This is a genomic window from Bradyrhizobium sp. WSM4872, from assembly GCF_055811715.1.
Map to the genome: position 1 here is coordinate 14,032 of NZ_JBVVPT010000049.1, position 21,880 is coordinate 35,911.

The 21,880-nt window shown below is 59.0% G+C and carries 12 protein-coding genes and 6 pseudogenes; 10 read left to right on the forward strand and 8 right to left on the reverse strand.

The features are described 5' to 3' along the window. The first annotated feature begins 170 nt into the window (after positions 1-170). From AC0L3C_RS34960 to AC0L3C_RS34975, 4 genes and pseudogenes are all read left to right on the forward strand, one after another. On the forward strand, positions 171-542 hold the full coding sequence (locus AC0L3C_RS34960) for a transposase (RefSeq protein WP_473410281.1): 372 nt from the start codon (positions 171-173) through the stop codon (positions 540-542). Positions 543-588: 46 nt separating this feature from the next. Next, positions 589-942 (forward strand): IS66 family insertion sequence element accessory protein TnpB, encoded by a 354-nt coding sequence (gene tnpB, locus AC0L3C_RS34965; protein ID WP_473410282.1) that lies wholly within the window; start codon positions 589-591, stop codon positions 940-942. Positions 943-1,210: 268 nt separating this feature from the next. Continuing rightward, positions 1,211-1,995, forward strand: a pseudogene (gene tnpC / locus AC0L3C_RS34970) (IS66 family transposase). A gap of 100 nt (positions 1,996-2,095) precedes the next feature. Then, positions 2,096-2,578, forward strand: a complete 483-nt coding sequence (locus AC0L3C_RS34975; RefSeq protein WP_473410292.1) for an IS66 family transposase — start codon at positions 2,096-2,098, stop codon at positions 2,576-2,578. 463 nt (positions 2,579-3,041) lie between these two features. On the opposite strand, the gene AC0L3C_RS34980 is transcribed toward AC0L3C_RS34975, so the two are convergent. Together AC0L3C_RS34980 and AC0L3C_RS34985 are read right to left on the reverse strand one after the other, a co-directional pair. Beyond that, entirely contained in the window at positions 3,042-5,300 is a 2,259-nt protein-coding gene (locus AC0L3C_RS34980) for a 3-hydroxyacyl-CoA dehydrogenase NAD-binding domain-containing protein (RefSeq protein WP_473410283.1), read from the reverse strand. 125 nt (positions 5,301-5,425) lie between these two features. Beyond that, the gene (locus AC0L3C_RS34985; protein WP_473410284.1) at positions 5,426-6,625 is read right to left on the reverse strand and encodes an acetyl-CoA C-acetyltransferase; all 1,200 of its coding nucleotides are present in this window, start codon (positions 6,623-6,625) and stop codon (positions 5,426-5,428) included. A 1,033-nt stretch (positions 6,626-7,658) separates the two neighbouring features. Between AC0L3C_RS34985 and AC0L3C_RS34990 the strand changes: the two are divergent. Continuing rightward, positions 7,659-7,851: pseudogene (locus AC0L3C_RS34990) on the forward strand (IS3 family transposase); the annotation flags it as partial. A gap of 252 nt (positions 7,852-8,103) precedes the next feature. Here the strand turns inward: AC0L3C_RS34990 and AC0L3C_RS34995 are convergent. Further along, positions 8,104-9,118 (reverse strand): annotated as a pseudogene (locus AC0L3C_RS34995) (IS110 family RNA-guided transposase). A 78-nt stretch (positions 9,119-9,196) separates the two neighbouring features. Between AC0L3C_RS34995 and AC0L3C_RS35000 the strand changes: the two are divergent. The 5 genes and pseudogenes from AC0L3C_RS35000 to AC0L3C_RS35020 all read left to right on the forward strand — a co-directional run. Next, positions 9,197-9,377: pseudogene (locus AC0L3C_RS35000) on the forward strand (integrase core domain-containing protein); the annotation flags it as partial. Between the two features lie 284 nt (positions 9,378-9,661). Beyond that, positions 9,662-10,024, forward strand: a complete 363-nt coding sequence (locus AC0L3C_RS35005; protein WP_473410285.1) for a transposase — start codon at positions 9,662-9,664, stop codon at positions 10,022-10,024. Continuing rightward, a complete protein-coding gene (tnpB, locus tag AC0L3C_RS35010) occupies positions 10,005-10,358 on the forward strand; it encodes an IS66 family insertion sequence element accessory protein TnpB (RefSeq protein ID WP_473410286.1) in 354 nt (117 codons plus the stop codon). Before AC0L3C_RS35005 ends, tnpB (AC0L3C_RS35010) begins: the two co-directional genes overlap by 20 nt. A gap of 48 nt (positions 10,359-10,406) precedes the next feature. Further along, a pseudogene (gene tnpC, locus AC0L3C_RS35015) lies at positions 10,407-11,930 on the forward strand (IS66 family transposase). 29 nt (positions 11,931-11,959) lie between these two features. Further along, on the forward strand, positions 11,960-12,361 hold the full coding sequence (locus AC0L3C_RS35020; RefSeq protein ID WP_473410287.1) for a UPF0149 family protein: 402 nt from the start codon (positions 11,960-11,962) through the stop codon (positions 12,359-12,361). Between the two features lie 263 nt (positions 12,362-12,624). On the opposite strand, the gene AC0L3C_RS35025 is transcribed toward AC0L3C_RS35020, so the two are convergent. The 5 genes and pseudogenes from AC0L3C_RS35025 to AC0L3C_RS35045 all read right to left on the reverse strand — a co-directional run. Further along, positions 12,625-14,226 (reverse strand): class I adenylate-forming enzyme family protein, encoded by a 1,602-nt coding sequence (locus AC0L3C_RS35025; protein WP_473410288.1) that lies wholly within the window; start codon positions 14,224-14,226, stop codon positions 12,625-12,627. 1,987 nt (positions 14,227-16,213) lie between these two features. Beyond that, complete coding sequence (locus AC0L3C_RS35030) at positions 16,214-16,996, reverse strand: SDR family NAD(P)-dependent oxidoreductase (RefSeq protein ID WP_473410289.1); 783 nt, start codon at positions 16,994-16,996, stop codon at positions 16,214-16,216. Between the two features lie 263 nt (positions 16,997-17,259). Further along, positions 17,260-19,674: a CaiB/BaiF CoA-transferase family protein gene (locus AC0L3C_RS35035; RefSeq protein ID WP_473410290.1), complete on the reverse strand. Its 2,415-nt coding sequence runs from the start codon at positions 19,672-19,674 to the stop codon at positions 17,260-17,262. A 1,469-nt stretch (positions 19,675-21,143) separates the two neighbouring features. Then, the gene (locus AC0L3C_RS35040; protein WP_473410291.1) at positions 21,144-21,284 is read right to left on the reverse strand and encodes a hypothetical protein; all 141 of its coding nucleotides are present in this window, start codon (positions 21,282-21,284) and stop codon (positions 21,144-21,146) included. Between the two features lie 260 nt (positions 21,285-21,544). Continuing rightward, positions 21,545-21,682 (reverse strand): annotated as a pseudogene (locus AC0L3C_RS35045) (group II intron reverse transcriptase/maturase); the annotation flags it as partial. Between the last annotated feature and the right edge of the window lie 198 nt (positions 21,683-21,880).

Genomic DNA, 21,880 nt, shown 5'->3' on the forward strand with positions numbered 1-21,880 from the left:
CAAGACTCGTGATACTACCTACTCTGGGGAGGAGTTTCGAAGCTCTCTGATGATATGATGGGCCCCCCGCAAAGAAGTGTATCTTTGCCATTTGTAAGCGCGAAGCCGATACCATTGCGTTAGAATTCGAATGAACGTGCGAAGAAGCCCGGCTTGGACGGAGGTTTGGGATGGGATTGGACAGCAAAAAGGACGTCCATTTGGACGGCTCATCGGGAGGGCGGGTGAGCCGGCTGGAGGTGCTTGAAGGACCGTCGGGACGCCGCGTGCGTTCGGAGGCTGAGAGAGCTCGGATCGTCGCCGAGAGTCTATCACCGGGTGCCCAGGCGTCCGAGGCGGCGCGCAAGCACGGAGCGACGCGCTGGCAGATTTACGATTGGCGACGACGCTTTCGACAGCGAGGCATGTTGACGCCGTGCGAGGCGTCGCAGTCGACATTCGTACCGCTGGTCGTGGAAAGCGCGTTGCAGGAGGGTCAGGTCCGGCGATCAAGCTTGAGATCGCGATTGGGGATGTCGTGCTGCGGACGGACCCCGCCATAGATGGCGAGCAGCTGTCCCGGGTGATCCGCGCAGTGCGAGCGTCACGATGATTGCGGCCGGTGCCGATCTGAAGATTTACATCGCGACGCGGCCGATCGACTTCCGCTGTGGCCACGATGGACTTGCGGCGGAGGTGCAGGAGATGCTTCGCCTCGACCCGTTCAGCGGCGCAGCTTTCGTGTTCCGCTCGAAACGAGCGGACCGGATCAAGATTTTGGTCGGGGATCGAACGGGCCTGTTGTTAGTTCACAAGCGCCTCGAGGGCTGCAAGTTCGTTTGGCCAACGATCGCAGACGGCGTGATGCGCATATCGCCAGCGACGTTTGCAGCCCTGTTCGAAGGGCTGGATTGGAGGTTAGTCCGCCCGGAAGAAGCGCGGCGTTCCCAGGCGGCTGGATAACTGCGGCAGATTGACTCGGCAGCTATTTTGAGCGTGGCAGGCGCAGTGGCGATGTGCTCGAAATAGCGCATAAGCATTGCGGTACTGCGCGACGAAAATGAACGCCTGAAGGTGCTTTTGGCGCAAACGCAGGCGGCCCCGAGCGAGCATCAGGGGGCGCTGGCAGCGTCGGAGGAAGCGGGGCGTCGGCTCGAGCTCATTCTCGGGGAATTGCGACGCGAAATCCGAGAAGCTGCGGCCAGATCAGTATCACTTGCCGCTGGAAGACGTGGAGATCGCGCAAGGCATCCTGGACGCGGCGCAGGAGAGAGCCGAGGCTGTGATCCAGGGTCGATCGCGGAGCGTGCCGGAAGGTTCTCATCGCAATCGCGGCTGCTTGCCTGCCCATTTGCCTCGGGTGGAACGGATCGTCGAGCCTGCGAGCACGCTGTGTCTGTGCGGTTGCGGCGCCATGACGAAGATCGGCGAGGACGTCAGCAAACGCCTCGACGTGATCCCGGCGCAATGGCGCGAGCTGGTCACGCGCCGCCTGAAATACATCTGCCGCCGTTGCTCGGGCCCCGTCGTGCAGGCCCACGCACCGGAACACGTCGTGCCTGGTGGACTGCCGACCGAAGCGGCCATTGCGAACGTGATCGTCTCCAAGTTCGGCGACCATACGCCGTTTTACCGTCAGGCCGAGATCTATGCGCGCCAGGGGATCCGGCTTGATCTGGCGACACTGGGAAACTGTCCGGCCGCGCCTGCTTCCATCTTCAGCCGATCGCGGACCACATGCGCCGCCGCCTGGCCATGGCGGATCGTCTGTTCATGGACGAAACCACGGCGCCGGTGCTCGAGCCCGGGCGAGGCCGAACGAAGAAGGGCTACTTCTGGGCGATCGTCTCCGACGACGCGGCCACAGCGGCCCAAGTCCGCCGATCGTGCTGCCGATATGCCCCCGGTCGCAGCGGTGCCTTAGCGGAGCAGTTCCTGGATCGCTTTGGCGGACGCTTCCTGCAATGCGATGCCTATGACGGTTATGACCGGCTGACCCAAGTCGTTCGACCGTAGGGGCCATGGACACTCGTGCATTGCTGGAGCCATTTGCGAGCGCTTCGTCAAATTTGCCCGCAACAGCAAATCGCCGATTGCCGAGGCCGCCGTTCGGCACATCGCACAGCTTTACGCCATCGAAGCCATGGTACGCGGCTCATCGCCGGACACCCGGCTGGCCGCGCGCAAGGAGCATTCGCTGCCCATGGTCGCCGCGTTAAAGCCTTGGTTCGAGATGCAGCTGTCGATGATCTCCAGCGGATCGACGCTCGCCGAGGACATCCGCTACGCGCTCAATCACTGGCAAGGGCTGACCCGCTTCCTCGAAGACGGGCGCCTCGAGCTCGACACGAACCCGGTCGAGAACGCCATCCGGCCAGTCTGCCTGACTAGAAAAAATGCGCTCTTCGCCGGTCATGAGGTCGGAGCCGAAAACTGGGCCTTCCTCGCATCCATCGTGGCGACCTGCAAGCTCAACGACGTCAACCCGGCCGCCTACATCGCCGAAACACTCGAGACGATCATCGACGACCATCCCCAAGCCGTATCGGAGACCTCATGCCGTGGCCGATTCCGCAAAACGTCAAGCCAGCCTCAATAGGGTTGCGGATAAGCGCTTACTGCCATTTTTCATAGGCCGTCGTTGCGGAACAATGTCGTTGTTGCATCAGAGCCTTCCGCGAGGTCGATCCACCTCACCATGCATGTGCGGAGGGAGCTCACCTGGGCGGTCGGAACACCGTTCAGCCAATAGAACACAACAGCCTGCGCCGCCGCTCTCACCGACGGGCATCAACCGCGGGTGTCGATGGTCCCGTCGAACTCCATCATGAGATCTCCGTTGAAAAGGTGCTCATCCCACGCTCGCAGGCCACAATATCTTCATCATGAGAGCCTCGCGTGCGACGACCACTCTACACGTGAAATGTTCCAAGTGGCCGGCGCAACGCCGGTATCTTCCGGCCCACACTCGACGTCACCGACCAAGAAGTTTTGCCCCGTCGAGAATGCCTTCTGGCCACACATTTCCCGGCGCAGTATCGCGACTTATCCGATCAGTAAACTCAGCGTATTGAATAAGAAGCTCTGTCCTGAGGAGCCTCTAGATGGCTGGTGCTACCGGCGGAAGTCTGGCCGAACCGATCATAGAAGGTCTGATCGTTACTCGCCATTTCCCGCAGGAGCTGAGGCGGCGAGAAGCGGTCGCCAAACTTCGCTTCCAGTCGCCCGCAAAGCCCGACGAACTTCTTGCTACCCATGAAATCGATGTAAGACAACACGCCACCAGTGAAGGCCGCGAAACCGAATCCCAAGATTGAACCTACATCGGCTTCGCGCGGATCCATAACGACATGATCCGCAACAGTGCGTGCGGCTTCGACCGCCTGCACCACCAAGAACCGTAGTTTCAGCTCCTCAATGTCGACGGCGCCGGGATCGAGATGCTTCGGCTGGAGAGAGGTAAGCCCCGGCCATAGCCGTTTCCGGGCCCCGCGCTTCTCTGGATACTCGTAAAAGCCCTTTCCGTTCTTGCGACCAAAGCGGCCCAGCTTCTCGACAAGATTGACCATTAGTTGCTTGTGAGCCGGATTGATCGCGTTCGGGCCGAGATCGGCTTCCGTTGCTTTCATTATTTTCAGTCGGAGGTCTAAAGCGACTTCGTCACATAATGAGAGCGGCCCAACTGGCATTCCAGCCATCCTCGCGCAGTTCTCGATCATCGCTGGGGGCACGCCCTCCAAAAACATCTCGGTACCTTCAAAGGTATATCGCCGAACACACCGGTTGGCAAAAAATCCTCGAGAGTCGTTCACAACAATGGGTATCTTACCAATCTTCCGTACGTAATCCAGCGCAGTCGCGATCGCGACATCGCCGGTCTTTTTGCCGACAATAATCTCGACCAGCATCATCTTCTCTGCTGGTGAAAAGAAATGGATACCGATGAATTTTGTTTTATCCTCGAAGCCCTCGGCTAATGAAGTTATCGGTAGCGTCGAAGTATTCGAAGCAACAATCGCCTGGTGGCTCAGGAATGGTTGCGCTCTGGAATATGCATCGCACTTGACCATGCGATCCTCCAGTACCGACTCAATGACTAGGTCGCATCGTTTTATAGCACCGTAGTCCGTCGTGGCAGTAATACGCGAGAGTGCAAGATCGCGCTCAATCTCGTTCGCGCGGCCTTTGGTGATGAGATCGTTTAACGCCATTTCAGCGTGCGCCTTGGCTTTGTCTGCACTCTCCTGGCGACGATTGATGAGAACGACCTCGATACCCGCCCGCGCTGATAAATAACCGACGCTAGCGCCCATGAAGCCAGCGCCAATTACGGCAAGCTTTCTAATTTCGATGAAGGGAACGTTTTGCGGCCGGCGGGCGCCAGCCCCCAACTCCGATGGCGAGAGGGAGAGGGTGCGGATCATGGCCCGAGCTTCCCTCGACCTTAGAACGTTAGCGAAATAGCGCGATTCTACACGCAGGGCTGCATCCATCGGCAGCTGCAATCCCTCGTATAGACAGCTCAAGAGAGCGCGCGCAGCTGGATAGTTGTCGTAGGTTTCGCGCCGGTGAATGGCGTTAGCAGTTCGGAAAGTCATCCTGCTAGCATTGCAATAAACAGGGCCGCTAGGTAATTTGAAGTTCTCGTGGTCCCAAGGAGCCACGGCCTTGCCGCCGCACAGGAGCCAGTTCTTTGCTGACTGTATCAGCACGTCTGGAGGGACGATGGCGTCAATCAGCTTCAGCGCCTTTGCGCGCGCCAAAGGGATCTCTTGGCCTTTGAGGATCTGGATCGCATCCCCTAGCCCGACAATGCGTGGCACCCTCTGCGTTCCGCCAGCGCCAGAAAGCAGTCCGACCTTGAGGTCAGGCAAGCCGAGCCGCGTCTTGGGACTGTCCGACGCAATACGATGGTGACAAGACAGCGTCAGCTCGAAGCCGACCCCAAGCGCCGAGCCGTTTATGGCGGCGACCCATGGCTTGCCTGAAGTCTCAATCGCGCGAAACACGAGCGACGGGCGGCGGCTCTCGTCGAAGAGCAGCTGGGCCGCGGCACCTTGCCGCCCTTCGATAGCCGTCTGGGCATATCTTTGGCTCAGGCCATAGAGCATTGAGAGATCGGCCCCACTTGAAAACTCTTGCTTGGCCGAGGTAACGACAACGCCCTTCACGGCGGCATCACTCGATATCTGCTTCACGAGTTCTTCAAGCTCGAAGAGCGCCGTCATGTCCAGGACGTTGGTTGAGCGGTCAGGAGTGTCCCAAGCTACCAGCGCAATTCCGTTGAGGTCTGCTTCCACTCTGAAATTCTTGTATGCCATTTGATGCTCCTCGATGCGACTAGTAAGGAGAGGAATGATCGCGGATTAGCGAATCTACAGACCTCTCGCAATTCGACCGGCTATGATGACCGCGGGCTTTGCTAGTCTGCTACCGAGCACCGCCATCACACTCGCTCTATGATCATCGCGCTACCCATGCCGCCGCCGACGCACAGCGCCACTAACGCGGTTGACTTTTGCGAACGCTCAAGCTCATCAAGCACAGTGCCAAGGATCATAGCGCCAGTCGCGCCTCGCGGATGGCCAAGCGCGATCGCGCCACCATTGACATTGATTTTGCAATTATCTATCTCGAATGCCTGGATATATCGCAACACGACTGAAGAGAACGTCTCATTCACCTCGAACAGATCGATATCCGACTTCTTCATACCAGAACGCACGAATAGCTTTTCAGTGACGCTGATAGAACCTGTCATTATTGCGGAGCCGATGTTGGCAAAGGCTCGAATCTTCGCGCGCGCCCTTATGTCGTACTTCACCCCCGCGACTTCATTTCCGAGCAGTATGCCGCAGGCGCCGTCAACCCTTCCCGATGAGTTGCCGGCATGATGCACATAGTTGATCCGTTCGATCTCAGGATGCGACTGGATGGCCACAGCGTCAAAACTCGCGCGTTCGGTCATTTCAGCACAGGAGGGTTGCAGCTGCGCAAGCGACTGCATCGTCGTGTTCGACCGCATATGCTCGTCCTTGGCAAGAATTGTGAGTCCGTTAATGTCTCTTACCGGCACCACAGAGTGGTTAAAGCGGCCATCGTCCCAGGCATTGGCGGCACGCTTTTGGCTCTGCACCGCATAAGCATCCACATCCTCACGGGAGAAACCATATTTTGTCGCGATCAGGTCGGCTGAAAGGGCCTGGGGCATGAAACAAGTAGGGATGGCAATCGAGGGATCAATCGCCCAAGCGCCACGGGACGCGCCGATGCCGACTCGGCTCATCGATTCCGCGCCGCCGCCGATCACGAGTTCGTTTTGTCCACTTATGATCTGCGCGGCAGCGAAGTTGAGCGCATCCAGGCCCGAAGCGCAGAGGCGGCTGATCTGCACTCCCGGTACGGCTTCGCCGAGGCCTGCCTTCAGAGCCGCTAAACGAGCAATATCCGAACCCGCCTCGCCGATCGGATCGACTACACCGAGGATAACGTCGTCAACGGCATCAGCGCGCAGGTTGTTCCGCTCCTTCAGGGCGTGGAGAGGTTCAGTTGCAAGCTGCAGCGTTGTCACCTCGTGGAGTGCGCCGTCGGACGTGCCACGTCCACGAGGGGTCCGGACGTGATCGTAGATATAAGCCTCAGGCATGACGGCCTCCAGTACACACTATGATGTAAACGCGGAAAATAAGGGGCTGCAGAGGTGTGATCGGCAGAAGCGCATCGAAGATAGCGGCGCCAACTTGGACGTAGGATCCGCGAAGCGACGCAGTCACTCTTCGTAAGGGTCCGCGATCTCTCGGCAATAACTGTGGAGCCTCGAAGGCTTGCGGCGCCGGCGCTGCGTCAGAAGATTGCATCGCTGTCCGGTTCGCCCCTCCATGCGTGTGGGTCAGTGCCGCGCGGACGTGGAGACTGGAGCCGTCAAAACGTTCACTTGCTTTGTGCATCGATGTGATCGCGCTTGTGTCATTGGTGCTTTTTGTAGCAGCAAGGACCATGCCAAGACTTTCGCGCAGCAAGGTCGCAAGCGAGTTACTTCGCAGGCTCCAGGCGTTTTGAAGACGCAGCGGTAGCACGCGGTGTCACAAACCCGACGCGTGAGGATATGTTACAAGTATGACGGAGCAGTAGCTGCCTGAACAGGGATTCCGTTGGCCCCTTGGAAATGATAGTTCATCACACAGCATCTCGCTAGATGCCCTGCTGGCAGCTATTGGAGAGGACCAGCGGCAGCCTCGGCGCACTGGATAATGGCCCTCTGGGCTTCTCCTCCGGCGACCACACCCAGCTGTCGATCACCTGGAGTCCGCGGGCTCGAGGCACGACCGAGACACCGGAGCTTGCTCTGGCCCGCCGAAGGACTTGCTCTCTCAATACCATTGCGGCAGGCGCGGCTCTCATAGTCTTTTTTGGCAAAAACGCGGTGAAGGCGAGTGCTACAAGCGACGGTCAACATTCAGGCTCTGACCTTGCCCACGGGCTTGATCCAGTTTGAAGTTCGTTCTGGCCCAAGGCGAGGACCAAAGAGCTGTCTTACGGAAGAGCAGATCATCGAGACCTTGCGGCAGCACGAGGCCGGGGTCTCAATGGGCCATCTTTGCCGCAAGTACGGCGTCAGCGACGCCAGCATTCAGGGGACCAACTGACCTGCGGCCGCCGCTTTCGCATCCTGACCGTCGGTCGACCATTGTACCTGCGAGTGCGCGCGGCCCTGGTGACCCACACCTCCCTCTCCGGGCTTCTTGTGATGTGGGAACTGGATCGACTGATGATTGCAGCAACGCCATCCTGATATGGACTGATCAGAGCCGTGGCGCATCACACTACATTGCACCGGGCAAGCCCATCCAGAATGCCTTCATCGAAAGCTTCATGTATAGACGGCCCCGCGGGTGCAAGAGGTTTCAACAACATTTTGATGTCGGTCGGGTGCGTTCATGTATACGGCCTTTTGGTGCGACCGATACCATGGTCGCTGGCCCTGATGGAGATCGCGGATCGAGGCCTCATCAACGGGTCGCGCTCGTTGCGCTTAAAGCTCTTCGGGCTTTCTCGATCCCCAGCTCCGCCGGTTTTCATCACGCTGTCATTTGCCCTCGCACCTTGTTAGCCGCATCCGCAGCTTCACGCGGGGGATGTCGGCCTATAATACTCCCCAGTCGTCATCATCGCCCAGACGATCCGAGCCAACTTGTTGGCGACGGCGATAGCGACCACCATGGGTCGACGTCGCTCGAGGAGAGCTTCGATCCATCCGCCTCCGACCCGTGAGCGAGCCTTTGGGAACCGGACGACGTTACGTGCTCCGATGACCAGCAAGTGCCTAAGATAGGAATCTCCCTGCTTCGTTATGCGGCCGAGCCGATCTTTTCCACCAGTTGAGTTCTGCCTTGGCGTTAGGCCGAGCCAAGCTGCGAACTCCCGCCCGGAACGGAACATGATTGGATCGGGAACGGTGGCAGCAAGGGCTGTAGCCGTTATGGGGCCGACGCCCGGGATGGGAGCAAGCAACCTCGCCACTGGATGCGCTCTCTGGATCTGAGCCAACTCTCGCTCGATGGCTTCAATCTGCCGGTCGACTTCCTTCATCTGGTTCACAAGCGCTGCCAGCGCCATGCGCGCCGTAGTCGGCAGCGATAACTGATCATCGTCCAACATTTGCACCAAACCATCCACCCTTTGTCGGCCTTGCCCAACAATAACTCCGAACTCGGCAAAATGGGCTCGGATGGCACAAGATGTCATAGTCCTCTGACGAACCAGCAGGCCTCTCGCTCGATGAAGCATCAAGAATCTCGACGCTCTTGATCGGAACGAACCGCATGTTAGGGCGAGCAACTGCTTCGCAGATTGCGGCCGCATCAGTGGCATCGTTCTTAGCTCCTCGCCGAACGTAGGGCTTTACATATGCCGGCGGAATCAATCTCACATCGTGACCAAGCCGCTGGATCTCGCGTGCCCAGTGGTGCGCGGAAGCACAAGCCTCGATGCCGACTAGGCAGGATGACAGTGATGAGAAGAAGGCGATGATCTCGCCACGCCGCAGGCGTTGGCGACAGACCACGCGTCCTTCATCATCAACCGCATGGAGGTGAACAGCGAACTTTGAAATGTCCAACCCAATAGTCGCGATGTTCATCTTGATTGACTCCTTCTGCCGCCAGCACATCTGGCACGATATCACCGTCGCCGAGAGAGCGGGGCCGTCTTCCGCATCAACGGTCGGCTGCGCGATGAACTGTTGAACGAGACGCTGTTCACCTCATTGGCCCAAGCCCGCTTCGCGCTTCGATGCTGGACGGTCCGATTAAAACACACGATCGCACTCGCAGCTCGGGTGGAAAACCCCGTCCGAGTTCGCCACGACCTACCATCCCCGCCGGGATGTGGAGCTGCGCATGCCGAAGGCTCCGTGCCAGCTCGCGTCCCTCCCACCCCTAGAGGACAACTCCAACTGCCGGGGCGAACTCAGAGCAGGATAGAACGTAACCGGCATGAGGGGCCCACCTCGCGTCGCGAGGTTCGCCTGCGATACAGCCTGGCATGAGCCGATCGGTGGAGGTGCAACGATGGCAAATGCCATGCTTGATGCCAGGCAGGAAGGCGACTCGTATCGTCGCATTGAGGTGATCACGGGGGACCGGGGGCGCCACGATGGACGGACGAGGAGAAGGCCCGGATCGTGGCGGAGAGCTTTGAGGCTGATGTCAACATTTCCGAGGTGGCGCGCCGCAACGGTGTTGCCCGCGGGCTGCTCACGGTGTGGCGACGCCAGGTTGCGGCGGCGGTGGCCGGGAAGGCGCCGAGCTTCGTGCCGATCCACGTCGAGGCGGAGAGCGGAGGCGACACGGCTGGCGAGCCCGCGCGTGTTTCGCCGGTGCAGACGAGGTCGTTGGAGATCGCTGCGCCGGTCACCAAGCTCGCCGGGGTCATCGAGATCGAGATGAGCGGGCGCGCATTCGGGTCGAGCCGGGAGTGGAGCTGGCGACGCTTTCGACTGTGCTGGCGGCGCTCCGAGGCGACCGGTGATTGCGTTACGATCTGACCTCAAGGTGGTGTTAGCGACACAGCCGGTCGATTTCCGCAAGTCGGTGCACACGCTGTCGGCGTTGGTGAGCGAAGGGTTGCATGCGAACCCGTATTGCGGCGACGTCTTCGTGTTCCGCAGCAAGCGCATGGACAGAGTGAAGCTTCTGGCGTGGGACGGTAGCGGTATGATCCTGATGACGAAGTGGTCGCACGAGGGACGCTTCACCTGGCCGCCGATCCGCGACGGCGTGGTGTATCTGAGCGCGACGCAGCTCGCGATGCTGATCGATGGGCTTGAGTGGAAGCGTGTCTCACCCAAGCCTGTGAAGCAGCCGGCCGTTGTCGGCTGAGAGGTGGGGATTTCGCTGGAGCCTGTGGCGCGGATGTATCGTCTGGTTATGGCGATTCGCCCCGACGCTCTCCCGACCGATCCGTCAGCTCTGACCGAGATGGTGCTCGCGCTTGACGCGGAGAACGAGAAGCTGCGTGCGGCGATGCAGACGCTCAAGGAGATGATCTTCGGGAAGCGCTCGGAGCGACTTGCGGTGCTCGTGGACGAGCAACTCGCGCTTGAGCTGGGCGATCTCGAGACCGACGCCACGTTGCCTGTGCAGGCCAACGACGATGCGCCTGCGGCGAAGCCGCCCGGCAAGATACGCAAGAAGGCGCGCCGCAACATCGGCGCACTCCCAAAGCACCTGCCGCGCTGCGAGCAGGTGCTGCAGCCGGAGGCGACGGCTTGCCCGTCTGCCAGGGTCAGCTCCACAAAATCGGCGAGGACGTCAGCGAGGTGCTGGACATCATCCCGGCGATCCTGCGGGTGCTGCGCACGATCCCCCCAAATATGGCTGCCGCAGCTGCACCGATGGTGTGGTCCAAGCGAAGGTGCCGCCGCGCCTGATCGAGAGCGGCATGGCTTCGACCCCACTCGTGAGCCACGTGGTGGTCTCGAACTTCGCCTGGTATCTGCCGCCGTACCGACAGGTGCAAATTTTGGCCGGCCAGGGTGTCCATCTCGACCGCGCCACGCTGGCCGACTGGGTGAAGCGTGCCCTCTATGAGCTTCAGCTGCGCACAATCCAGGCCTCGCCGCGCCTGTTCTGCGATGAGACACCAATGCCGGCGCTCGATCCCGGACGACATCGCACCCGCATCTGCCAGTTCTGGGCACATGCCATGGATGATCGGCCATGGGGCGGCCCCTCGCCGCCGGCGGTCGCCTACGTGTTCGCCAACGGCCGCGGCACCGAGGAGATCGCCGGACAATTGAAGGGCTTTTCCGGTATTGTGCAGGTGGATGGTTATGCTGCCTACAAGGCGCTCGCCCGCGACCATGGCGGCGCGATCCAGCTTACTTTTTGTCTCGCCCATGCTCGACGCAAATTCGTCGAGGTGTTCAAAACGACCCAGTCGCCGTTCGCGCGCGAGGTGATCGAACGCCTGCAGGCGGTCTATGCCAACGAGGCGGGGATCCGCGGCAGCACTGCCGAGCAGCGGCTGGCCGTCCGCTGCACCAGGAGCGCATCGTTGATGGCGGCACTCAAGGCGCGACTGACCGCGATTGTCGACCAGCTCTTCTCGCAGTCGAAGCTGGCGGAGGCGATCAACTACGCGCTCAATCACTGGAACGGGCTGACGCTGTTCCTCCGTAACGTCCGCGTCGAGGTCGACGGCAATACGGTCGAGCGTTCAATGCGCCCGTTTGCCATGGGAAGACGCAACTCTTGTTCAGCGGCAGCGAGGGCGGCGCCGAGAGCTGGGCAATCCTGGCATCGATCGTGAACACGGCAAAGCTCCATGGGCTCAATCCGCAGGCCTACCTCGCCGACGTGCTGGAGCGCATCGTGTCCGGGCGAACCAAGGAGCTGCTGGCTTGGAACTGGAAGGCGGCCCGCCAGCGCACTGCGCAGGCCGCCGCGTGAGCCCACCTCGCCATAAAGCATCGTCGTCGATGGCCGCCGCCGCGATGCCGATTGCGGAGCTCGATCGGTGGCTGCAGGCTCGCGTCGATCGGCATCCTACCGCCACCAGCATCCCCATGCTCGACGGTTATGTCGCCGCGATCGTGGCCGGACCAGTGTCGATGAGCCCGCTCGACTGGATCTGCCCGCTGCTCGCCATCGACGCCGACGCTTTCAACCACGGCGGCACCCCGGAGTTCGCGGCGCTCTCCGCCGTCGCGCTGCGCCATAACGACATCAGCAACGTCCTTACGACCGCGCCCGACCAGTTCGAGCCGATGCACCGGCGCCAACCCAATGACGACGTCGATCCGCGACCCTGGTGTCAGGGATTCTACGCCGCGATGCGGCTCAGGCTGGTTCAGAGCTCTCCTCGAGCGGAGCCATTGTGAGCGACCGCTTCTTTGCGCTGCAACGGCGGCCGATGTACAACGCGCGACTTACCCGGAAGTCCAGTGCTAGCACCGCCATAACTCAGGAATGCCCTCGATTTCTCGTACAGCTCGTCGGCATTCGACCGCAGTCAGCCCGATGCAAGCAGATCTTACGTTCACCAGACGCTCTTTCCTCGGGAAAGTGAACCAACGCGGGCGCGGAGAGCCAGCTCGTGTCCGTGCTTGCGAGTAGCGCAATTAACCAGCTACCGTCGTAAGCCTCAGCACCACTGTTTCCTTTCAACGTCGTAAGAACCGGAAAGCTGGTCGCTGATGGCTATCAGCTCACCCTTGATTACTTTATTGCTAGACGTTGTCCTAGGAAGTTTCGGAACAAAGGCAATATACCGTGGCAATTTGAATACGGCAAGGCCGGTACGAGCATGGTCCATGATACGTTGGACGATAACATCGCCATGTTTCAAACCGTCCTTGAGCTCAACATAGATCTTCACTTCCTCGCCGCGCTTTAAATCGCAAACTGGAACCGCGGCCACATCAGCAATGTCCGGAAGTTCCCGGATAACGGCTTCCACCTCACGCGCGGCAATATTCTCGCCTGAGCGTCGAATCATATCCTTCGTGCGCCCCACCAACCAGTAAAAGCCAAGTTCGTCGCGGCGCATCAGATCCCCTGTCTTGAACCACTTGCCTTCAAGCAAGGTTGCATTTGCTTCCGGCTTATTCCAGTAGCCCTTGAAGATCCCGCGCCCGCTCACCCACAGTTCGCCAACACTGCCGACTGCCGTGAGGCTACCATCTTCGTTTATCAATCGTAGCGCGCGAAATGGCACAGGAATTCCCACCGAGCCCGACTCAGCCATTTCGTCCAGTTCATTCGTCATTCGTGTGCCAAAGCCGATTTCAGTCATCCCGTAAGCATCCTGGGTGGGTACCCGGAACCGTTTCCGAAACTGGCGTACTGTACTTGGCCCCCACCCCCAATTCATCGTCTGCTTGAGGCATGTCGTTCCGTCTACACTACTTGCTTCAGCTTGGCGGGCCACCAACTCGGAGAATTGACACCACTCGATCCGATAGCGCTTGACCCAATCGATGAATCGCGTCGAGCTCACTTGCGGCGCCAAGTAAAACGTTCCTCCTTGTCGATACGAATTCAGGAGATGCCATTGCGGATCAATATAGAAGAAGGGCTGAGCAGACAAAAAGCTGCAGTACGGCTTTCCGTCCCAACACGCCCATTGGTAGGAGCTCACGCCCCAGTAATCGTGGGTCAACATACAGCCTTTGGGAAAGCCGGTCGTGCCTGAGGTATATTGAATGTTCAGCAAGTCGTTGGGTTGGACATCCTCTTCGACAGGAGATTCCGTCGCCCCTTTGAGCAATTGATCAAGCCCGGTGGCTCTCTCAGTGGAAGGTTGCTCAACGAGAATTACTCGGCTCTTTAGGAGTTCTTGCGGCCAAGGATCCATCCCCGAAAACGCTGCCCAAACGGACTTTTCGACAACGGCGTACTTCGCCTGTGTGTCGCTCAGAACGTAGTTTATCTCCCTCGAGGTGTATCGCATATTAATGGGGACCATCACGGCACCGAGCTTCGCAAGCGCGAACCAAAGGATTGGAAACTCAATGCGGTTGGACAGCATCACCCCAATGCGATCGCCCTTGCGCACACCGAACGCGCGGAGCGCACATGCATGCTTATTAGACAATCGGTCCACCTCGGAGTAGGTCGCACGCTCGTCGCGATCGAAGACGTTGATCGCGATCGTTGAACCGTGCGTTGTCGCGCGCATTGAAACTAGCTGTCCCACTGTGATCGTCTCGTATGCGGCTTCTAGGGCCTCGACCTTGCGCAACATGCTTGCGACGCGTTGGTGCAGTTGGCTTCTGTCACTTTTAGTCATCATTGATAGCTACCTTCTAGGAGAACTCACGGGAACGAGCTGAAGCACTTCAAGCAGGAACATCGTCGGACTTATCCGCCATGAAACGCGCGTGACCACAGCACTTGCTAAGGAAGGCGCCAGCGCGGAATGCGTACTCGTAGAGGCACCTTCTTCGATAGGTAGGAGGACCAGATGAAACCCTACCGATGCAGTTTTCCTTTTATCATTCAGACCCGGGTGACCAGGATTCTAGTGCATTAGCGTTAGGCATAACAGCATTCTCAGTCACTTTAATGGCGACGGCTTGCAACAAGCTACGTAAGTCTCCATTTTTCTGCTCCCTGCCTCAGCGTGACCACCTACGCAGATAGTTCATGCGGCACGTACGAGGTTTGGTAGAGCATGCTCGACCATCGAGCTACTACCTACTTTGGTGGAATTACCGCCTGGGCAGCGGATCGTCATGGTACCTCTGCTTAACTACTGCGAGACATGCAACGGTAGCGTCGTGACGCATTGCCTGCGATCACCTAGCCTCCTACGCTCGTTAATCGAGAGCCAATTCAAATGCGCGTCGTTCCAAGTCATCCGGAGAGAAACTCCTACCGACGCTTCGCGCCGTCGGCAGCTTGATTGTGGAGACTCTCGAAAAGTCGAGCAGGGACCCTTGAGCTGGCTTGCGAAGGAGGCTCCGACCAAGCGCGCCAGTTCAGTCGCGAGCTCAAGCTTGTGCTGCCCAGGCTCGTCCGGGAACGTGGGGTCGGTGGCGTCAACCGTCGCGATCTGGACGTTCATGCGAATGTAATCCGCAAATGGGCGGATCGAACGCTTGCCACGAGATCGCCCTGGCGGCCGAACGGGACCATCCTATAAAGAGCTCTCTTCGTGCAAGACAGCAATACGGAGTGTCTAAATTGGAGAGCATTGGACGATCTGGCCGGTGACATGGCTATGCGGCCGCTGGCAGTATGGTGGGGGCTTGCATGTCTTGGTGAACCGCTCACCGCACCGCCACGTTCCGCATTGACGAAGAGCTGGCTGGCACGTCAGACCAGCTTCACCGCTGCGCGCACGGCCGCTACGTCACCGCATGCCGAACGACAACGGCGATCGACAGCTCGCGATGGACGCGGCCAGATCCCGGGCCGGGTTTTGTCGCCAGGCGTCCCAACCAAAACTGGATTGCCGACGTCACCATCTCTGAACTGCCGGCGGCTCGAGTCTATGTGGTGCTGTATCACCTGCTTTCGCGCTGGTTGGTACGCTCGTTGATGAGTGCCGTGATGCCTGCACAGCTCGTGGGCGCCAGCCATGAAGTTTGAGCGCGTTCTTCTCAACTAAGCTCTGTCGGAAGCGTACGGCCACCAAAGTCTATCGAGCTAGAGACGAGGAACGCGCGGACGCGTTCGACTACATCGAAGCCTCGATCATCTGCAATTTCGGCCCGGTGAGTTCGAGCGCAAGCTGAGATTCACCAGTGTCCACTAGCTCGCGGCAGCTTAGCTCACGGCCAGCATCGGCGCGCTCGGGCTCGTGGTCGCCAGGCGATGAAACTGCTCGCTCTTGACTGGCTGCCTTAGTCACAGTGGGGCAGGGCATTCGCCCGAGATGGCCATCAACGTGGTGCTGCTCCTCGAGTCCCGCCAGTATTCGTAGAAGTGAAGCGTCCGGTCTACAGCATCGTATCGACACCTGTGCCAGAAACCCGAGCCGCGAATGATGGTTGTAGATATCCGCCAAACAGCGAGCTCCCTCGTGGTGAAGTCGACGCTTTAGATCGGACGCCTGAATTCGCTTCTATCTGGCACTAGTTTGAGAGGATCGTCGTCTGGTGAGTGTCGGAGAAGCTGCGTGCCATTTGTTCGGCAGTATCATGGCAAGACGCAGCTGTTCACCTGAAATCGCCCTGCCCGCCGGAGGTGCCGTCGCACGAGTGACCAGCAAGGGGTATATCAATTTATCAAATGAGGTGCATGCCGTCGTCTATTCGCAGATACTCGCCGGTTATGTTGCTCGATATGGCATTCGCCAGGAAATAAACAGCGTGCGCGACATCCTCTGCAGTCGAGATGGTTTTTAGCGGCGCCTTCGCAAGGACAGAATTGCGTACCTGCTTGGCCCGGACCTCTCCGCACGCCTTCGCGTACCAGGGCGTGTCGATATAACCCGGGCAAACCGCGTTGATGCGAATGGTTGGCGCCAGCGCTTTGGCCAGCGACAAGGACATGATGTTGAGCGCCCCCTTGCTACCGACATAAGCCACTGACGAACCATCCCCGTTGATACCAGCGGCTGAAGACACGTTGACTATCGCGGCAGCTCTTCCGGATCTCTTGGCGCTCGCTTCCAATAGCGATCTGGAAGCGCGTATCATTTGATATGGACCCACCGTGTTGACCGCGTATATGCGCTGAAATTCCTCAGCGGACAATTCGTCAAGATCGCCGTGCTGAACGTGTTTAGTGGTCCCCGCATTGTTGACGAGCGCGTCCAGTTTTCCCCAGGGCGCCGCGCTACGGACAATGCGTCTACAGTCTTCATCGCGCGAGACGTCGCCTTGCACCACCACGACCTCGAGGGCGCCCAACTTCCTGCACGTTTCGGCCGTGTCCTCGGCCCCCGCGCGATTGTGGACATAATTTATGACCAAGCGAGCGCCGTCCCTCGCAAGGAGGCAAGCAGTTGCCGCTCCAACGCCCGAGGACGAGCCCGTGACTATCGCGCAGAAACTTCCTTTCGACATGCTCTTCCCCTTATGGTCTTACAGGCGTCCAAGGTCGACGAGACTCAAATGCCTGTTTGTGGTCAACGTTGAACATCAGCTTGCATCACTACAATCGCGCGCACGCCGCCCACCAGTTTCGCAAGTTCCATCAATCATGCTCCACGACAGCTTCAACGGCTACGCTCGCCACGTGCGATTGCAGAGCGCGGCTTCGAACAGGCAGCAACTGAGTTCATCAAATCCATTCGTCGGGCTCACGATACCTCCTTTGCGCTTGCTAGCTATCCTTCGTAGAGCATGGATGTACCGGTGATCCCCTCGCTCACTAAGTGTTCAATCTCGGCATCGGAGAGTTCCAGGACCTTGGAGAATATCTCTCTATTATGCTGCCCGAGCGTCGGAGCGGCGGCTCGGATCTTATATGGAACTTCGCCTTCGCGGACTGGCATGGAAGGCTGCGGATGCGGACCTATGAAGTCACGTTCCACTTCCTGCAAAAACGCGCGCGACCTGAGATGGCGATCATCGAGCAGATCAATGGGTAGCCGAGCTACGCCGGCGGCAACACTTACCGCCTGCAACTCGGACATGGCTTCATCCGCATCCCGAGTTCGCGTCCAGTCCGCTATACTTCGCTCGATCACATCCTCAATAAGCCGACGAGATTCCGGAGATTGCAGCGATGCGTCTTGGGCCCAGTCGCGCCGTCCGATAAGCAGCGCAAGTCGATGCCACATGCTCTCATCGGTCGCCGCTACCACGATCCAATTATCCTGACCTGCGCATCGGAAGCAACCATGCGGGACGAACTGCGGATGTCTATTGCCATACCTTTTCGGCGGCAGCCCATCGATCGAGTGGAGCGTAACCCATGGTGCCGCGAACGGCATCATGCATTCGATCTGCGCAAGGTCAATGAACTGCCCCTTCCCGGTAGTCCGAGCGTGGATCAGCGCAACCAGAACTGCGGCGCATCCGTTCAAACCGCCAACGGCATCCCCAAAGGCAATGTGACTCATCGCGGGAGGTCCACCAGAATTGCCAATCACCGCTGGTAAGCCGGATGCCTGTTCGAGTGTGGATCCGTACGCGCGGCATTCGCGATAAGCGCTGTCTGCGCCGAACGCTGACATTGACATCATGACCAGCCGCGGGTTGAGGGCTCGAAGAGCATCATAACTGAGCCCGAGTTTCGGCAGGACATTGACAGAATAGTTGTCGATGGCAGCGTCGGCTGCTGCCAGAAGACGTTTTGCGAGGGCAACGCCTTGCGGTCTTGAAAGATCTAGCGTGATCCCGCGCTTGTTGCGATTCATGACGCAAAATCGCGCTTTCTTTTCGTAGGCCCGCTCGCGGACCTGCGCCGGCTGGCGCTCAACGCCGCGCCACCAATCTGGGTACTGAATGGCCTCGATCTTGATCACGTCCGCACCTAGATCGGCGAGCGTGCGCGTACACAGGGGTCCGGCCCAGCCCATGGTAAAATCAATGATGCGCAGCCCGTGTAGCGGCGGCCGTTCGGCAGCCCCAGGAGCGGCCGCTGGCAAGTCGCGGAAAGTAAAGCGTGTTGGGCACCCTGCGAACTCTTGCTGCTCGTTAAGAGCCGGTACGCGGCCTCCGCGGAGCGGCGGTGTCTCTGTCAGTCGCTGGACGGGTCCAACCGTGACACCCTCCTCTTCACCAACACTAAACGGCACTATCGCGCCGCGCAGCTTCTTCTCCTCATCCCGAATCAGACTAGCTATGTCGGGCAGTGATACCAGTGGGAGTCTGCGTTTTATTCCCTCTGCAAACCACTCTAGTGCTGGACGCACCTTCAATATCGAGACGATCTTCCGTTCGATGATTTCGACATTCCGCAAACGGTGTTCGACCAAAATCAAAGTAGAATCGTCTCGCAAATCGGGCAGATTGAGCATGTCGCAGAATGCTCGCCATTGCGCGGGCGTCTCGACCGAAACGCCCAGCCAGCCCTTCGCCGTTTCGTACATGCCCCACGGGAATGCCCCCCAAAAGCGGTTAGTGCCAGTCCGACGCATGACTTCACGGCGCTCAAATGCTTCGCACATCCAAAACTCGCTCAGAGCCAGGGTAGACTCGAAAACACTGAGAGATAACGATCGGCCCACACCAAATTGCGTTATACCAATCATCGATGAAATAGTAGCAATGAAACCCCATAGACCAGCAAGAATCCCGGTTTGGAAATCAGGAGCGTGCATCGGCGGCCCCTCAGGCGGTCCGACGAGCTTGATTAGGCCCGCAAGGGCACGGATAGTCGAATCAGTTGCGGCATAGCGTGCATAGGGGCCCCCCCTCCCAAACCAGCTCGCTTCGAGGTAGACCACGTTTGGACAGCGGTTGCAGATCGCTGCAATATCAACGGTTGGGCACTCTGCGGAATCGATCTCTCGGCCATCGATGAGAATGTCGCAGTTCTCGATCAGGGCTGATAGCCTCTCGCTCGCGCCCACTTCAGCGGGATCTATAATGACGCTTGACTTGTTGACGTTCAGGAATGCAAACCACGCACTCTGGGCGCCGGGTGTTAGTGGCGCGCTATGGCGAAGTGGATCGCCAGAAGGCGGCTCAACTTTCTGAACATCTGCGCCAAAATCTGCAAACAGTCGCGCACAGTAGTTTGTTGCGGCCGAGCTACCCACCTCGATGACCCGGAGATGTGATAGAACGCCCATGAAAGTCTCCATTCTTCTACTGCCAGCATATCGGCGTGTCATTCTCCGCAAAATCCGGATCGGAACGCCAGTTCATTCGATTGCTCTCTGCGCCCCGAAAGCGAGCACGCACGGGAAGGAATCAATACATATGACTATCGAACCGCCGACCACTCGAAGAAAGGCCCGCAAGGAGCTCAGCTCCTTGAGCTGGCTCTCAACGTTCGGGGGGCGTCTGGGGTGGTCCATTCATAGGCGGTTTCGCATCCGAGACCTGCAACGAGGCCCTTTCCAGTTTGGCGCCTCTGCATTAACGGGTGCCACGTTCCTGCAATCTGCTCAATCGCCAACGTTTGTAGTTGACCATACCGCAATTGTGAGCCGCTGATCGTTACATGACGCTCGCCTTCGGTCGCCTCCTAAGCGGGTAATCACTCATACGGAATTGTCAACGGCGTTGGCAGCACGAGTACTTCGATCTATTTCATCACTACTTTTGGACCCTGGATCCACAGCCGCTGGAGGACAGTAGAAGGCGTACAGGCCGCCTCACGTCAACAGATCGCTCGAACAGCGGCACATTTGCATATCGGGGAGCGGGACGCATCATGAGTGCGAGCGCGGGTTGGCCAAGGTTGAACAAGCAGAGTCAACGTTTCACACGGGGGGAGCTGGGTGGCAGCTTCCACTTACGCCAGCGGTTGCAAACAACCAACCTAAGCTTATTGGACAGGGATACCGGCTGAGCGGCTGAGCGGCTGAGCAGACCTCTTGCATCGTACACCGCCGCCCGACGCAATGGGGATCACGATGAGGCGTCCACTGGCAGCGCTGCCGCCGCCTTAAGCGTCGCCGCATCGACCGGGCCCCTGATCCGCATACGAGCCGTGGCAGCAAACTCGATCTCGGTCGAACCGCCGCTGCGGCCGGCGCGACTGGACAAGGCGCCGCCATGGTTCCGCGACGAGCGTTGCGGGTACGAAGCCAAGGTGATGTACGGCATCGTTCGGCTCAGACTAAAACGACCGTCGTCGTCGACGCTGCAACGAGCGCCAAACGCCATATCGCCGCCCGGTGGTCGACTTGGCTAGGCACCTGTAAGCTCTCCGGCGCGCTCTTGAGCTTCTCATTCATGGACCAGCGCGGCCGCCCGCCCCGGTCCACCACCTTAAACCGCTCGACTTCGGCCCTGCGCATATCACTGCCATGGAGCCAGTACTCAACAACTGTCAAACGCCGCATTCGGCAAAGCCGGCCTCCACCGGCTTCCAATTGCCCACAAATTCTCCCATGGCGGCCGGCGCGATGTCGGTGAGAAGTGGCCACCCGCGGCACATAACACATAACGGTATTGCCCCGCGGATCGCTGGGCGCGGGCGAGATAACCGCCGAGCTGGACGATCCTGATTAGATCGTGCGAGAGAGTCTTCTGTCTCGCTTTTTGGTTCGTCGTGGACGACCGACAGGCAGATTTGTGATCACCGCCAAGGTCAGCGCGGGACAACGCTCTGCTTTCCGGTCGGTGGCAAGACGAGAATCTTACGATATATGATCTCGAGGACGGCTTCATCGGGATCATCGTTGTTTTTGATGTCGATGCAATGCAGTCCCTTGCCGGCGACCTCGTCCATTTCGTCGGGGTCGTGTGATCTCCCTCCCGGCCCAAGGGTTAACGCAAGTCCTAATCGCGAAATGCGTTACAGCTTCGCGAGCGGCGCGGGACAGCTCATAGATGTCACTCTCGCTACCAGCGAGATGAACGCATCGTCCCGAATCGCCCAGCAGCTCCGTGGATTGACGGACATTGTCCAGACCGAATGCTCTCCTTCTTCCCGATGGTAACACGCGTCGGATCGATCTTCTTCTTAAGCGCGGACTCGTCCCCTTGAATTCGTATGTCAGCATCGAGCACCCAGTTGACGCGCTGGCTCATGACCGCCGTGTGCAAGGCGTCAAGCGCCCTCCGACCCGGCCGGAAGCCGTAGGAGAACCCGAGGAAGTAGACGGCGCTCAGCACCTCCGCTACGGCGATACATCAGGGAGCACCGTCGAGCCGACACCTTAGCTTGGCAACCGGCGCGGCGATTGTGGTTTGAGACTCTAGCATCTCCACCATCGCCCAGGTGCTACGCTTCGGAACAAGCCTGCATCGTAAGCGCTGTTTCGGTCCCACCTTCCATTGAAGGCGTCGAGTGAGGAATGATCGATCTCTGATTGGAGATCGGCT